This window comes from Motilimonas thetidivivens, assembly GCF_046452435.1.
Lineage (GTDB): Bacteria > Pseudomonadota > Gammaproteobacteria > Enterobacterales > CBDFNC01 > Motilimonas.
This window is the reverse complement of record NZ_JBKFDK010000017.1, coordinates 13,231-28,649: the sequence shown is the minus strand read 5'-3', so window position 1 is coordinate 28,649 and position 15,419 is coordinate 13,231. Positions and strand designations below refer to the sequence as shown.

12 protein-coding genes are annotated in these 15,419 nt (G+C 44.3%); 8 read left to right on the top strand and 4 right to left on the bottom strand.

Translation table 11 applies throughout. The annotated features are described in order from the left end of the window. The first annotated feature begins 1 nt into the window (after position 1). From ACK8OT_RS13105 to oppF, 6 genes are all read left to right on the top strand, one after another. Complete coding sequence (locus tag ACK8OT_RS13105; RefSeq protein WP_410196969.1) at positions 2-724, top strand: DNA alkylation repair protein; 723 nt, start codon at positions 2-4, stop codon at positions 722-724. Between the two features lie 583 nt (positions 725-1,307). After that, positions 1,308-2,927 carry an ABC transporter substrate-binding protein gene (locus ACK8OT_RS13100; protein ID WP_410196968.1) on the top strand — a complete coding sequence of 540 codons (1,620 nt, stop codon included), beginning with the start codon at positions 1,308-1,310 and terminating at the stop codon, positions 2,925-2,927. A 79-nt stretch (positions 2,928-3,006) separates the two neighbouring features. After that, complete coding sequence (oppB, locus tag ACK8OT_RS13095; protein ID WP_410196967.1) at positions 3,007-3,927, top strand: oligopeptide ABC transporter permease OppB; 921 nt, start codon at positions 3,007-3,009, stop codon at positions 3,925-3,927. Positions 3,928-3,939: 12 nt separating this feature from the next. After that, the gene (gene oppC, locus ACK8OT_RS13090) at positions 3,940-4,848 is read left to right on the top strand and encodes an oligopeptide ABC transporter permease OppC (RefSeq protein WP_410196966.1); all 909 of its coding nucleotides are present in this window, start codon (positions 3,940-3,942) and stop codon (positions 4,846-4,848) included. A gap of 9 nt (positions 4,849-4,857) precedes the next feature. Beyond that, complete coding sequence (gene oppD / locus ACK8OT_RS13085; protein ID WP_410196965.1) at positions 4,858-5,841, top strand: oligopeptide ABC transporter ATP-binding protein OppD; 984 nt, start codon at positions 4,858-4,860, stop codon at positions 5,839-5,841. After that, positions 5,838-6,830 (top strand): murein tripeptide/oligopeptide ABC transporter ATP binding protein OppF, encoded by a 993-nt coding sequence (oppF, locus tag ACK8OT_RS13080; protein ID WP_410196964.1) that lies wholly within the window; start codon positions 5,838-5,840, stop codon positions 6,828-6,830. Before oppD ends, oppF begins: the two co-directional genes overlap by 4 nt. Positions 6,831-6,914: 84 nt before the next feature. On the opposite strand, the gene ACK8OT_RS13075 is transcribed toward oppF, so the two are convergent. The 3 genes from ACK8OT_RS13075 to ACK8OT_RS13065 all read right to left on the bottom strand — a co-directional run bounded on the left by ACK8OT_RS13075 (position 6,915) and on the right by ACK8OT_RS13065 (position 10,882). Further along, positions 6,915-8,120, bottom strand: coding sequence for a class I SAM-dependent methyltransferase (locus tag ACK8OT_RS13075; RefSeq protein WP_410196963.1), 1,206 nt, complete (start codon positions 8,118-8,120; stop codon positions 6,915-6,917). A 116-nt stretch (positions 8,121-8,236) separates the two neighbouring features. Then, complete coding sequence (locus tag ACK8OT_RS13070; RefSeq protein WP_410196962.1) at positions 8,237-10,060, bottom strand: diguanylate cyclase; 1,824 nt, start codon at positions 10,058-10,060, stop codon at positions 8,237-8,239. A 156-nt stretch (positions 10,061-10,216) separates the two neighbouring features. Continuing rightward, complete coding sequence (locus ACK8OT_RS13065) at positions 10,217-10,882, bottom strand: substrate-binding periplasmic protein (protein WP_410196961.1); 666 nt, start codon at positions 10,880-10,882, stop codon at positions 10,217-10,219. Between the two features lie 470 nt (positions 10,883-11,352). Between ACK8OT_RS13065 and ACK8OT_RS13060 the strand changes: the two genes are divergently transcribed. After that, complete coding sequence (locus tag ACK8OT_RS13060) at positions 11,353-12,648, top strand: Dol-P-Glc:Glc(2)Man(9)GlcNAc(2)-PP-Dol alpha-1,2-glucosyltransferase (RefSeq protein WP_410196960.1); 1,296 nt, start codon at positions 11,353-11,355, stop codon at positions 12,646-12,648. 10 nt (positions 12,649-12,658) lie between these two features. Next, positions 12,659-13,957: a hypothetical protein gene (locus ACK8OT_RS13055; protein WP_410196959.1), complete on the top strand. Its 1,299-nt coding sequence runs from the start codon at positions 12,659-12,661 to the stop codon at positions 13,955-13,957. 230 nt (positions 13,958-14,187) lie between these two features. Here the strand turns inward: ACK8OT_RS13055 and ACK8OT_RS13050 are convergent, their stop codons facing one another. Next, on the bottom strand, positions 14,188-15,234 hold the full coding sequence (locus ACK8OT_RS13050; RefSeq protein WP_410196958.1) for an acyltransferase family protein: 1,047 nt from the start codon (positions 15,232-15,234) through the stop codon (positions 14,188-14,190). Between the last annotated feature and the right edge of the window lie 185 nt (positions 15,235-15,419).

The window sequence follows — 15,419 nt, the reverse complement described above, 5'->3', positions numbered from 1 at the left end:
GATGAGCAAGCAACCTGAGTTAAGCCTTGATGCCCTTTTAAGCGAGTTAAAGCAGCATATAGAGCCAGAAAAAGCGGCGTTTTTCCCCCAGTTTTTTCAGGCTTTTGCTGGCGGCTATGGCGAAGGTGACCAATTTTGGGGGATCCGCGTGCCTCCAGTGCGCCAGTTAGCCAAAAAATATCGCATGTTAGCGATGGCCGATATCCAAACGCTGCTCACCTCCGTTATCCATGAGCATCGCCTGCTTGCCTTATTTATCTTACGATTACAATTTGAAAAAGCCGATTTGCCAAAGCGCCAAGAGATTATCAATTTCTATTTACAACACCTAGACCAAGTCAATAACTGGGATCTGGTGGACAGCTCGGCGCATTACTTACTCGGCAATTGGCTGCTTGATAAAAACACCGATGTGCTGTGGCAACTGGCTAATAGCAACAAGCTGTGGTCGCAGCGCGTTGCTATTATGGCGAGCTTTGCGTTTATTCAACAAGGTCACTTTCAACTTACGCTAGATTTAGCCAAACACTTATTACAACACCCGCATGACTTGATCCATAAAGCCATAGGCTGGATGCTGCGAGAAATCGGTAAACGCGATCGACAAGTCGAACTCGAATTTCTCGACCAACATTACCCCGATATGCCCCGTACCATGCTAAGGTACGCGATAGAAAAATTTGAACCCGAGCTTAGACTCGCTTATTTGCACGGTACACGTTAAACGGGGGCTTAGTATAAAACCGATGAAAACCAGCAACGCAAAATGAATACATTTTCTATTTATGCGAATAGCGCTGCATAGGATAAGCCAACAAGCTAAGCTCTATCTGATCGCCTTCCCGCTCGCTAACCACCTAGTAACCCTTCCGTTTGTGCTGTTATCTGTCAACCTAGATCACACTAAACAGAAAAAAATCGCACCAAGACTCACTTAAAAGACCCACTATTAAATCTTTGCCAACCAAGTCCCAGCCAATTTCACAACCCTCAGAATCAAAGAAAGAATAGCATTAACATCAGCTCTTTAGATTCATTTCAATCAACACAGCCAGCATCCAATACCCCACCCGATTGAGTAACCAAGCAGCTTTGATCACGATCATCTAACCTTAGAGTTGATGGAATAAGATTTGTAATTTGCCCCCGCAATTTTGTAAATTGACCTGCTAGGGAATGAACAAACCAAACAATCACCCTTTAAAAACAAACACAACTAGATATTTATTCACTTTTACTGCGTACTTACGGTATTTTCAAAACCATTAATAAAAAGCTAGAAAGTGATATAACACATGGAGAGCATCATGATACGGAAACCATCTTTAATTGCATTAGCCGTCCTCGCCGCGGGTTCAATCAGTGCTCAAGCATTTGCCGCCAATGTCCCTGCGGGAGTCGAGCTTGCAGCCGTTCAAGAGCTAGTTAAAGGCAATGGTGCCGAGGTGGCCACCTTAGATCCCCATAAAACGGAAGGGGTACCCGAGGCAAACGTATTACGTGACTTATTTGAAGGGCTAGTAACATCTGGGCCTAACGGTGAAACCTTACCAGGAGTGGCCTCTCACTGGGAAACAACAGATAACAAGGTTTACACCTTTCACCTTCGCAAAGATGCCAAATGGTCAAATGGTGATCCTGTGACCGCACACGATTTTGAATTCTCGTTTAAACGCGGCGTCGATCCCGCCACGGCATCGCCATACTCTTGGTATTTTGAAAAAGCCACCATCAAAAATGCCAAAGCGATTATTGCAGGCACTACTCCTGCCGCGGAGCTAGGCGTAAAAGCACAAGATGATCACACCTTAGTTGTTGAGCTAGAAAAGCCACTGCCCTACTTTGTTTCCATGCTCTATCACACCTCTACCTTGCCTGTGCACAAAGCCACAGTAGAAACCCAAGGTGATAAATGGACGCGTCCGGGTAATATGGTAAGCAACGGTGCATACCAATTAGACACATGGACTGTGAACGAGCGCATCGTGCTAAAGCGCAACCCACAATATTGGGATAACGCCAGCACAGTGATTAACAAGGTAAGCTACTTACCGCTACAATCACAAAATGCCGAGATGAATCGCTTCTTAGCCGATGAAATTCACATGACTTATGAAATGCCCATTGAGCACTTCAAGCGCCTACAAAAAGAGCACCCTGAGTCAATCAAGGTCACCGGTTACGTCGGTACCTATTACTACCAGTTCAACACCAAGCAAAAGCCATTTGATGATGTGCGCGTGCGTACCGCGTTGTCTTACACCATCAACCGTGAAGCCATCGCTAACTTTATTTTAGGCCAAGGCCAAACGCCTGCTTATTCGTTTACGCCTGAAATCGTGGATGGTTTTAAGCCTGCACCACAGGAATGGGCCGCATTAAGTCAAAAAGAGCGCGATGCAAAAGCAAAGGCGCTGCTAGCTGAAGCGGGCTTTAATAAAGACAACCCTCTGACCTTTGATTTGCTTTACAATACCAGTGAAAACCATAAAAAAGTCGCGATAGCCGTGGCTTCTATGTGGAAAAAAGGCCTAGGCGTTGAAGTTAAGCTAGAAAACCAAGAGTGGAAAACTTATCTAGATACCAGAAAACAAGGTAATTTTAGCGTAGCGCGTGCCGGTTGGATTGCCGACTACAATGAAGCTTCCTCCATGTTGAGCTTACTCGAAAGTGACAACGGTAATAACGACGGTAAATACAATAGCCCAGCTTATGATGAGCTGATGGCCAAGAGCCGTAAAACCACTGACGCCAACGAGCGCGCCAATTATTACCAACAAGCCGAAGCCATCTTAAGCCAAGACATGCCCGTGGCACCTATCTACCAATACGTATCAGCTCGCTTAGTGAAGCCCTATCTTGGCGGTTACCCAAATAACCCCCTTGATAATCTTTACACCAAAGATATGTACCTTATTAAACAATAATAAGTAAATCTGTACGTGACATAAAACCACTGCTGCCTAGCTGCAGTGGTTTTTTGGCGTAAGCATTGGAAGCTCATGTATGACCAAATTTATTCTTAAACGTTTGCTGGAAGCGATCCCTACCTTGTTGGTACTGATCACCGTTTCCTTTTTCTTGATGCGCTTTGCCCCGGGAAACCCCTTTTCAAGTGAGCGTTCACTTCCCCCTCAAGTTAAAGCCAATATCGAAGCCAAATACGGCTTTGATAAACCAGTCGTTGAACAATACTTCAACTACCTAAAAAACTTAGTCCAAGGCGATCTAGGGCCTTCGTTTAAGTATAAGGATTACAGTGTTAATGAACTCGTTGCCCAAGCACTGCCAGTATCAGCAAAAATTGGCGCAGCGGCCTTTATCTTAGCTGTGATCATAGGCGTGAGTTTAGGCACCCTCGCCGCCCTCAAGCAAAACTCTTGGGTTGATTACCTCGTCATGTCTGGCGCCATGGTGGGGGTGGTTATCCCCTCGTTTGTGCTCGCTCCGGTATTAGTGCTGATTTTTGCTATTGGCTTAAAATGGCTGCCCGCGGGTGGTTGGAACGGCGGTGCAGTACAGTTTATGGTGCTGCCGGTGATCGGTATGATGATGCATTATATTTCCTCTATCGCCCGTATTATGCGCGGCAGCATGATAGAAGTGATGAGCTCTAACTTTATCCGCACCGCTCGCGCTAAAGGCTTATCAACGGCTTATATCGTATCGCGCCATGCGCTGCGTCCCGCGATCTTACCTGTGGTGTCTTATCTGGGGCCAGCTTTTGTCGGTATTATTACCGGCTCTGTGGTGATAGAAACCATCTTTGGCTTACCCGGCATCGGCCAGTTATTTGTTAATGGCGCACTTAACCGTGATTATTCTATGGTGCTCGGCCTCACTATTTTAGTGGGCGCGCTCACCATTACCTTTAATGCCATTGTCGACATCCTTTACGCGGTGATCGACCCGAAAATTCGCTATTAGTCTGGAGTGAGTATGTTTGTTTCAAAAGAAAAAAGTCAGGCAATAGCAAATGCAGCAGAGAATTTGGAAATCGAAGGGCGCAGCCTGTGGCAAGATGCCCGTCGCCGTTTCTTTCGTAACAAGGCTGCGGTAGTAAGCTTAATCATTCTGACGCTGATTAGTTTATTGGTGATCATAGGCCCACATCTAAGTGAATATGCCTTTGATGATACCGATTGGTCGGCCATGCATGTGGGGCCAAGCATCGAAAGTGGCCATTACTTTGGCACCGATAGTTTAGGCCGCGACTTGTTTGTTCGCACCCTAATGGGTGGCCAAATTTCCTTGATGGTTGGCTTACTTGGCGCCATTGTGGCGATGTTGATTGGCACCCTTTATGGTGCAACATCTGGTTTTATTGGCGGGCGCGTGGATCAAGTAATGATGCGCGTGTTGGAAATTTTGTATTCCTTCCCCTTTATGTTTTTTGTGATTTTATTGGTGACCTTCTTTGGCCGTAATATCTTGCTGATATTTTTAGCCATCGGCGCGGTGTCTTGGCTGGATATGGCGCGTATTGTGCGCGGTCAAACCTTAAGCCTTAAGCGCAAAGAGTTTATTGAAGCGGCTCATGTTTGTGGCGTCAGCAAGTGGAAAATCATCACCCGCCATATCGTGCCAAACGTACTGGGCATCGTCGTGGTTTACGCCACGCTTTTGGTACCTAGTATGATCTTGTTTGAATCCTTTTTAAGCTTCTTAGGCTTAGGCGTACAAGAGCCAATGACCAGCTGGGGAGCCCTACTTAATGAAGGCTCTCAATCAATGGAAATTGCCCTTTGGCAGCTACTCTTCCCCGCTGGATTTATGGTGACCACCTTATTCTGCTTTAATTTTATTGGCGACGGTTTGCGTGACGCCTTAGACCCGAAAGACCGCTAAGGAGTCAGCATGAAATTACTCGAAGTCAACGATTTAGAAGTTAAATTTGCCACACCTGAAGGCCATGTTGTGGCGGTTAACAAGCTCAATTTCAGCCTAGATAAAGGCCAAACCTTAGGCATAGTAGGTGAGTCAGGCTCAGGTAAAAGCCAAACCGCCTTTGCCCTAATGGGCCTGCTGGCTAAAAATGGCCAAATTACAGGTAGCGCCAAATTTGAAGGGCAAGAAATACTCAACTTACCGGAACAGCAGCTCAATCACATTCGCGCCGAACAAATTGCCATGATCTTTCAAGATCCCATGACCTCCCTGAACCCTTACATGAAAGTGGGGGCACAGTTAATGGAGGTGCTGATCAAGCATAAAGGCATGAGCAAACAAGAGGCGTTTAACCACAGCGTACGCATGTTAGATGCGGTTAAAATGCCCGAAGCACATAAGCGTATGAGCATGTATCCTCATGAGTTTTCTGGTGGTATGCGCCAGCGCGTGATGATAGCCATGGCACTATTATGCCAGCCCAAACTATTGATTGCCGATGAGCCAACCACCGCATTAGACGTGACGGTGCAGGCGCAAATCATGGCGCTACTCAATGAACTTAAGGCTGACTTTGGTACCTCGATTATTATGATCACCCACGATTTAGGCGTGGTTGCTGGTATTTGTGATTCGGTATTAGTGATGTACGCCGGGCGCACCATGGAATACGGTCAAGTGCGTGATATTTTTTATCAGCCAACCCATCCCTATACCCAAGGTCTACTCAAAGCCATACCACGTCTGGATAGCCAAGATGCAACCTTGCCAACCATCGCAGGTAATCCACCTAATTTATTACGATTACCACCGGGTTGTCCGTTTCAAGAGCGCTGCGAATTTGTCGATGCGCAATGTCAGCAAACTGCACCAGACTTAACTGAGTTTGCCCCTGGTCGTTTGCGTGCTTGTTTTCATCCCTCTGTCAATGCTAATGCTGGGAGCGACTCATGACACAGCCAACATCTAAACCTATTCTTGAAATTCAAGATTTAAAAGTTCAGTTTGCGATCAAGCAAAAAGGCGGCTGGCCGTGGACACCTCCGGTACAACTTAAAGCGGTAGACGGCGTTTCCATCAAGCTTTACGAGGGCGAAACCTTGGGCGTGGTGGGCGAATCAGGCTGTGGTAAATCAACCTTTGCTCGCGCCATTATTGGCTTAGCGCCCTCTTGTGGCGGCAGCATAGTGTGGATGGGACAAGATCTCACCACCTTCAATGAGCAGGAGCTTCGTGAAGTTCGCCAAGACATCCAAATGATCTTTCAAGATCCACTGGCTTCGCTTAACCCGAGAATGACGGTGGGGGATATCATCGCCGAGCCGTTGCAAACCTTTTACCCCAAGTTAACTAAGCAGGAAGTAAAAGCAAAAGTAAAAGCCATGATGGATAAGGTGGGTTTGTTGCCTAATGTTATCAACCGCTATCCCCATGAGTTTTCTGGCGGTCAATGCCAACGCATTGGCATAGCAAGGGCGCTGATCTTAGAGCCAAAACTGGTGATATGTGATGAGCCGGTATCGGCGTTAGATGTGTCGATTCAGGCTCAAGTGGTGAATTTACTTAAATCCCTGCAACAAGAAATGGGGCTATCTTTGGTGTTTATTGCCCATGACTTATCCGTGGTGAAGCATATTTCCGATCGCGTACTGGTGATGTATTTGGGTAATGAAGTCGAGCTTGCTACCTCGGATGAATTGTTTAATAACCCGAAACATCCTTACACCCACGCCTTGATGTCAGCGGTGCCACTACCGGATCCCGACAAGGAGCGTGGTAAAACCATCGCCTTGTTGCCGGGGGATTTACCCTCTCCCATCAATCCGCCATCGGGCTGTGTGTTTCGTACTCGCTGTCCTCAGGCGCAGCCTCAGTGCAGTAAAACTAAGCCTAAACTAACTGGCAATGACAGCCATCAAGTAGCGTGTTTGTTGGTGGAGTAATAAGCGTTAAGCAGGTAGTCGCCCCAGTGATGGGGCGATTTTCATACGACTATCGCGCCATCACTGGCTCTTAGCGAGCCTAACTTATTGAGCAAGCAAGGTTTCTAGACATTGCTCCTTAATGCCATAGAAGGCTTTGATATCCGCAATTTGCTGCAATATGGCGGTGTTATCACGCGGCTGTTTGCGCTTTTGCGCTAAGATCATTTTGTTTTTACTGGTGTGCTCAAGAGAGATAAATTCAAATACTTGCGTGTCGTAACCATGGGCTTCAAGTAATAACGCACGCAGGCCATCGGTGACCATTTCCGCTTCTTGGCCCATATGAATACCGTGCTGTAATAATGGCGCTAGAGTTTGCGGGCTCTTCATTTGTGGACGAATTTGCTTATGGCAACACGGTGAGCACATGATGATTTCAGCGCCGGTGCGAATACCCATGTGCAACGCATAATCGGTAGCGATGTCACAGGCATGCAGCGCTATCATAATATTGATGCCCTGCGCCTTAAAATGCTGCACATCGCCTTGTTCAAACTTAATGCCACTTAACTCAAGCTTTTGCGCCGTTTGATTACATAAATCCACCAGCCCTTGGCGCAGTTCAACCCCAGTCACTTGCGTCGGCACTTGCAGTTTATCCATAAAGTAATCATGCACGGCGAAGGTTAAATACGCCTTGCCCGAGCCAAAATCGGCAATGTGGACTTCGCTGCGTTTGGCAAGCCCAGTGTTATCGATCGCCTTTGACAATACCTCAATAAACTTATTAATTTGTTTCCATTTGCGTGACATCGCCGGAATAATGTCACCCTTGGCATCGGTGATCCCTAATTCATGCAAATAAGGCCGAGTTTGCTCAACAAAGCGCTTCTTGGCGCGGTTATGGCTAGTAGGCTCAGCTTGCCAAGACTTTGCTTGACCTTTAGCGGCATTTTTATTGCGATATTTATTCAGTAGCACCTTGCCTTTTTTGCTCGTGCTAAGTTGAATTTCCCACTCGTCGCTTACCAAATGTGCACTTTGAAAATCATGGCCTAAGCCTTGCTGGCACAATGCAAGCGCTTCCTTGGCGGGCAGGTTTTTGGTGATGTGATTGGTTTGGTATTGATACAAACAGGAAATTAAAGCCTGCCCTTTAAGGGTCACAGGACGCAAGGTAATGCGATTAAGATCTGCTTCATTACCTTGGTACTTAGATAACACTAAACGTTGAAACTGGGGCTGGTCAATGACAGCCTGACACTCATTAATAAAGGTGGCAACTTGGTTTGACTCTGGGGCTGACATAAGGCTCTCTTAACTAAATAACTGAAGTGGCCAACAAGCCAAACGCTAATTGTCGCAGGCTTAACCAAATAAGCCGTCTATTCTAGCGCATCAGCCCCTGTTTGGTTAAGCCCCGATTAACTATCTGCGATTTCACAGCGCCCACGGCCGTTTTGCTTCGCTTGATAAAGCGCAGCATCAGCTCGTTGTAATAAGGATTTAATTGACAAATCAGAGCCAGATGAAGCAACTACGGCCCCCATGCTGAAGTTTAAAACCAGCTCATCGGGTAAGTGACGGGGTTTATGTTGCTGATACGCCAGTTGCAATTTTTTAAATAAGGGCTGAATTTCATCACATGTTGCCTTTGGCAACACTAACAGCCACTCTTCACCACCATAGCGGCCCACCCTTTCATTAACTCGTAAAGACTGGCTAACGATGTTTGCAAAGTGGATCAACACCTGATCCCCAACATCATGGCCATAATTGTCATTAACCTGCTTAAAGTGGTCTAGATCTATGATAGCCAATACCAAATTTCCTTGGCCCGTTGGTAACTCAGCTAAACGCTCTTGAGCAAATGCGATGATCCCGCGACGATTATCGACCTTGGTCAGGTCATCTTTATAGGCCAATGCCTTAAACCTTTGCTTATGGCCACGCTGAATACGGATCTGCCGAAAAGTCAGAGCCAAAAAAACCAGCATTAGCACCAAACTCAGGGCTAAAATCAACCGAGATTGGTTTTGTCTTGCCAGCTCGGACTCAGTCAATTCATTTTCTTTTTTTAGTAATTCATTACGCGACTTTTCAAAGCGCACATCATAAATCACTTCTAAACGCTGCAAGGATAACTGCTTTTTAATCTCAAAATCTTCATTAAGCTGGTCGATGTAAGCATAAAAAATGCGTGATGAAGCCTCATATAAACCTAATTCAGCATACACCTCACCCAAGGACAAACGCGGAAAGCGGCTATCATCCCCGCCCTGCGCCATCATCCACTCCACTTCACTGATATAAGCATTAGCAAAATCAGCTTGACCTTGTTTCGCGTAAATCATGGCTATATCTAACTTGATCCGCATCCGCATATACTCAGATCCAGCATCAGTAAGCATATCATTTGCTTGCAATAGCAAGGGCAGCGCAGCTTCATATTGCTGATTTTTGATCATGACATTGCCCAACTGTGAAGTCGCCAACGCCACCCCGGCCTGATCTTCGAGGATCACACTCAATTCTCTCGCCTTAGAAAAATAATCAATGGCACTAGGCCAGTTTTCTAAGCCAATAAAAGCGGTGCCTAGGTTGTAGTAAAAAATAGACAAACTAAAATCATCATCGAGCTCATTAGCTAAGTCGACGGCATGACGATAATATTCAATGGCTTTATGATAATTTTTTAGCTTAGAGTAAATAATGGCAAGATGGCTCTGAATTGTCATTAAACGGTGCCGGTCATTACTCTTTTCAAATATCTGCTGGGCTTCAAATAGTCGTTCGATGGCTTCGGAAAATTGAGATTCCAACTGCATAATGTAGGCATATTGAATTAACGTATCGCCCAATAAGATATCGTCATCTAGCGCACTAGCCTGAGCTAAGTTAGCAATAGCCGCTTCAGCCGCGTTTTTAATATCCCCTTGCATAGCATATATAGACGCTTGAAGATTATTGATTTTTACCTGATCAACGACCGATTCAACAGATGCGTTAAGCTGTTTAGCTCGGTCTAAATAGAACTGTGATTGCTCATCTTTCTCAAGTGAAAGGTAAGCAAACGCTAACATAATATTCCCCCTCACTTCACCAGCATGCACTCCTTGGCTTTGGTGCAATTTTAGCAGTTGCTCACTCTCAATAATTAAATCATGCGGGGGTAATTGACTATTTTCCAACGCCAACCAAGCATCCAACGCATTAGTGCTGGCAATGGCATTAGTAGTGGTAACCATGCTGCAGAAAAACACAGCAGTAACGAACATCCTTATCAAACAACGCAATTTTTCACCTGAACAGCCGCAAAGGGAATAGATTAAAATACAATGGCCTAAGAAAAATGATGATTAAAAGTAACAAACCATGTTAAGCCGCTTGCGCGCTAGCTATATTTAATGATCTTTTTTAACTTGCTTAATGGCCTCATTTAATTTTGCCATAAAGTCGGGGCGATGAGCTAAATAAGATTTACTAATGTAGATCCCAAAGGGCTTACTGCTCTGTTCTACTTGCCGATAATCCGCATCAGCAAATCCTTGCAACAGCAGCTCTTGCTTAAATACTTTTTCAGCCAAAAACACCGCATCAATGCGTTTTAGGGTCAATAGCAAGGGGGGCAGCTCATCGATATCAACCGCTTTGGTTAATACCTTATAGTCATTAGCAAATAACCAAACGCTGGTGTTGGAGCCGAGCAACGAAGCCACTTGAGCTTGCTGCTTAAAAGACTCAGAGGCGGGATCCCTAAGATCATCATGGCGCATAAACCAAAGCCAACGATTAACCATAAGCGGCTCACTAAACACGGCAAGTCGATTTCGTTGTTCATTTTCACTGGCAAGGAAAAAACCATCGATGCGCCCCCGCCTCAGCTCCGCCAGAGCTCTGGCATAGTTAGGAACCGAAATAAGTTGATAGGGCTGATCAAGTTGGGTGAAAGCTTGGCTAACTAACTCAACCCCAATGCCAGAAAATTGACCATTTTCAAAACTGGTATAGGGCGGAAATTGAGGTACAGCGAGGCGTAACGGAGCCGCCGAAACATAGCTAGTGAGCACTAGAACACACCCCATAAAAAACCGTAAAGTCACCACTAAAAGCACCATTCCTTGCAAAATTAAACTTCATTGCAGTAAAACCAATATGATGGCTACGCAAACACAATTAACAAAGGCGTCACAGTCATAACAACAATAGAGTCACTCTATCATGATAGACACTTATATCTAACTATTCGTGCTCTAGTGGCAAACAAAGGCGCTATAACTTCAGTTAGACCGCACCAATACACAAAATTAGAACAGTATTTTGCCCAGCCGATTTACCTTATCAAAATGGCATCAGCAAAAGCATTATCGTTTTATTGTGGCTATTTGCCATATAAATAGGATTAATTCGATATAGGAAGGGATAAATTATTCAGCAAAGTTTGTTTTTTTGATATCGCGCAAAAAGTTAACTGGAACAAAACCTCGATTTGTTAAAAAATAGACCAAAAATTTACTTCTTCACTTTTCAAGGATGAAAAATGGAACTATCAACTCAGTTCTCACCCTCGGTGAGTTCGCCTCGTCATTGGCGATTTTTTATTATGTTTGGCCTGCTAGCGCTGTTCGCTTTAGCGTTACATAGTCAAATGTATCACTATAATCTTGGCTTAATGATCGATGAACATCCTCATTATGGCCAAATATCGATGTTTCTTCGCGGCGAGTTTAAACAGCTACCAAGCCTAACCACAATACCAGGCTATCACGCGGTTTGTGCATTTATTGGTAAGTACTTACACCTCTCGGGACCTAACCATATACGATTAATATCACTGCTAATTGTCTTAGCCTCGGTGATAGTTATCTATTTTTGTTTCCGTAAAACCGTGCCAGAAGCGGCACTGCCTAGATCGCTGGCATTTTTCTTTTTACCTGTGATGTTCCCGTATAACTTCCTAATTTATACCCATAGCCTATCTATGTTAACCGTGCTTTTAGGCTTGTATTTTTATTTAGATAAGCGGTTATGGCTATGCGCCGCAATGATGCTACTTAGTTTGCTAGTCCGACAAACCAATATTATTTGGGTGGCAGCCATAGCAACTATGGTGGTGATTGATGATTGGCAAAATCAAAAACAACTGGCAACCTATCATCTGAGAGCTTGGAGGATAAAACTACTTCCTTTTGCTTTATTGTTTGCAGCATTTGTTACCTTTGTTGCTATCAATGGTGGGGTTGCCATTGGTGACGCCAACAGGCACCCAGTAGGTATGTCCGTTGGTAATCTCTACTTCTATATGGTTTGTTTTTTCTTAGTCTTTTTACCCATCATAGTAAAAAACAGTAAAAATTATTGGCATGCTATAAAGCAGCGTGCGCTAATTAGAATTGAGTTCAACAACCACGAATATAAACTCCCCGTGTCTGTAGCTTGGCTAGGAGGCATTTTTTTCATCGCCTATATGCTGCTATTTAAGGTGGTTCATCCTTATAACTTTGTTCCGGGCTTTGTTCACAACACTATCCCGCTATACTTCACCTCGAGCACCTTACTTAAAGCAACTTGGATCCTGCCCATTTTCGCCACGGTTATTGGGGCATTTGTGTTTAAGCTTACCAGACCATCGGCCTATATCCTGTATCCTGTCTTTATCGCTTTACTGCTACTGCATCCAATGATTGAACACAGGTATTACATTCCTGCGATGACGTTATGGCTCGTGTTTTTATCGCATCAAGGTAAAAAAATGGAGTGGTTACTACTGGGGTATTTCGGTTTGTTATCGGCGACCTTGGTTTGGGTTAAATTTAACCTAGGTTTATTTCCTTAAAGGTATACTTGTGTCATATATATTATCCATTGAATTTGTATGCTTATCCCTTATTTCCTTAAGTGGCATCTACATCACTTGGGTTGCTTGCCATCAGTTAAGCTGGTTAGGAAAATCCAATCCAGACAGCGAAAGCATTAGCCTTTATCAACCTCTAGCCTGTCAGTTCAGCTGGAAAGATAATCTCAAGCTACTGCTACAAATGGCTATTCTGGTATTGCTGAGTCGATTCATTGTCTACCTCGTGGCCTATTTTGCCTTTAGTGTGATAAATGAAAACAGCGGCAGCTTTAGTGATTTGTTTAAACATATATGGTGGCGTTGGGATACCTTTCATTACATAAACATTGCCAATAACGGCTACTCGGCCGAGGGACAAGATCGATATTTGTTGGTATTTTATCCCTTGTATCCGGCACTCATAGCGGTGATGAAAAACTTCATCGCCGATACTTTTTTTGCTGGTGTCGCCGTTTCATTAATAAACCTCACCCTCTCCTGTTTCTTTCTGTTTAAACTGGTTCGAAATGAGTTCAATGATGAATCCATTGCGTGGAAAACCATCAAATACTTACTGCTGTTTCCATTTTCGTTTTTTACCGCCATCGTCTATACCGAGAGCACCTTCTTATTGATGAGTATCGCGTGTTTTTATTACATGCGCCGAGGCCTATGGTGGCAAGCAGGCTGTTTTGGTTTGTTGGCAGCCCTTACCCGAAATCACGGGGTGTTATTGCTTGCCCCGATGGCATTTGAAATGCTTCGTCAACATCAAACGCTATGGCCACAGGGATGGCTGCAAAAGCTTCGTTTTGCGCTACCTAAGTTGCTGGCATTAGCCTTAATTCCATCAGGGATCTTGCTCTATCTGGTGCTCAATAAATGGGTAACCGGCGATTGGTTTCGTTTCTTAGACTACCAAAAAGAGAACTGGCACAATGGCTTTGGCTATTTTGCTGAGAATATGGCAGCAATATTTGAACGTACTCAAGGTAATAACTATAAGATGGCTGCGGGGACTTGGTGGCCAACGTTTATGGGTTTCTTTTTATCGGTCGCATTAATTGCAACCTCAATTAGAAAAGTACCTAGCGCTTATGTGATTTATAGCTTTTGCTACCTGATTATTTCATATTCGCCAACTTGGCTACTCAGCGGACCAAGATATTTAATGGGCTTGTTCCCACTATTTATCTTTATGGCTTTGTGGGCTAAAAAACATCACAGCTTAGAAAACACATTGGATATTGGACTTGGCTTGTTCCTGAGTTTGTTTATCGTTCTATTTTTCCATTCTGCAGTTTACTAACCCAGGGCAAACGCATGAATGTGTTTCGAGCGTTTAGTGGTGTTTTCTTAGAAGAATATCTGCCGCAGGGATGCGGCAGTTAAGCCATCAGGGATGATGTCACGGCGTTTCGTATAAGAAAATTCCACTTGGTTCCCTTGGTTGATTGTATTTTGTTCACTCATGCGCTCGCCCTATGTACTAACCTCACTGATCCCTAGCGCAGCTAAGCGCTAGGGATACTTATGCGACTAACCAACCCGAGATTTAATTTGCTTCCATTTATCACGGATAAACCCTTGCCCAGGCTTTTCAATTAAATAATAGGTTGCAACAGAAATTGGCACTAACACACCAAATACCCACGCAAACACTTCCAGCTTGAAACCATAAGTGGGTAAATCTAATGACTTCATTACGTTGATCACCCAATAATGATTGAGATACAGGGAGTAGGATAAGGTACCTAAAAAAGCGATGCGAAACTTGTTAAATAGCCAACTTAACACCCCTCCTTGCCATGCAAAACAAAAGACCAATGCACTGAAAACAAAGGGAGCATTAAAGTCCATTTTGGTACGAATCGGTGCCCAAAATACCAAGCTAATCGCCGCAATCACCAACGCTATTTCGGCTAAGGAAAAAAGGCTAAATACAACAGCTGGAGATGTGGGTTTAAACGGATAGGCCTTAATTGCAACAAACCAACGGTACAACACCATGCCCAAGAAAAAGCCGGCAAAACATCGCACCATACCTGCATTCAAAAAGCCAAATAGCAGCTGAATATGCACATCTAAGTGTTTAATGTTAGCGATTAACACGCTGTAACCTAAGATCGCCAAAATCATTAACATCAAGGTGTTTGCGCGCCAAGCTAACCAAGCAAACACGATAAGGTTGACCCAAAATTCAACGCTAATACTCCAACTTGGCTGATTCCAACTGACCCACCAAGTGCTCATGCCGGTATTCTGTAACAAAAAGACATGCTGCAAAAATGTATACAGGTTACCTTCACCTTTATCAGGAAAGTCCGTTGCAACATAAAACAGTAATACCGCAAGCAAGCCAAATAAGTGTAAGGGATACAAGCGCGAAAGCCGCGCGATGGTAAAATCAGTGAGGGAGACTTCCCCCTGATTATGAGGATTAAAGTAGCGATAACTCAGTACAAAGCCACTTAAAATAAAAAACAAATCCACTGCTAAATAGCCGGGGAAACCATAGTGTAGGTGAAACAGCACTACCACCAGTGCAGCTAAACCTCGAATGCTGTCTAATGCATCAAATCTCATGTTCATCCTTAAACATTGATCTTATTTTTCCGCCGATAGTATCTCAAACCGCCCATTAAATTAACTAAACAACCAAATATCCCTTCAATTACTAGAGCTATGTCTTATGTCCGCCATAGGCGACTAAACGAAGATGTCGCCAAAATCAAACAACAGCTTTTCTATCGATTTGTTATTAGTCAGCA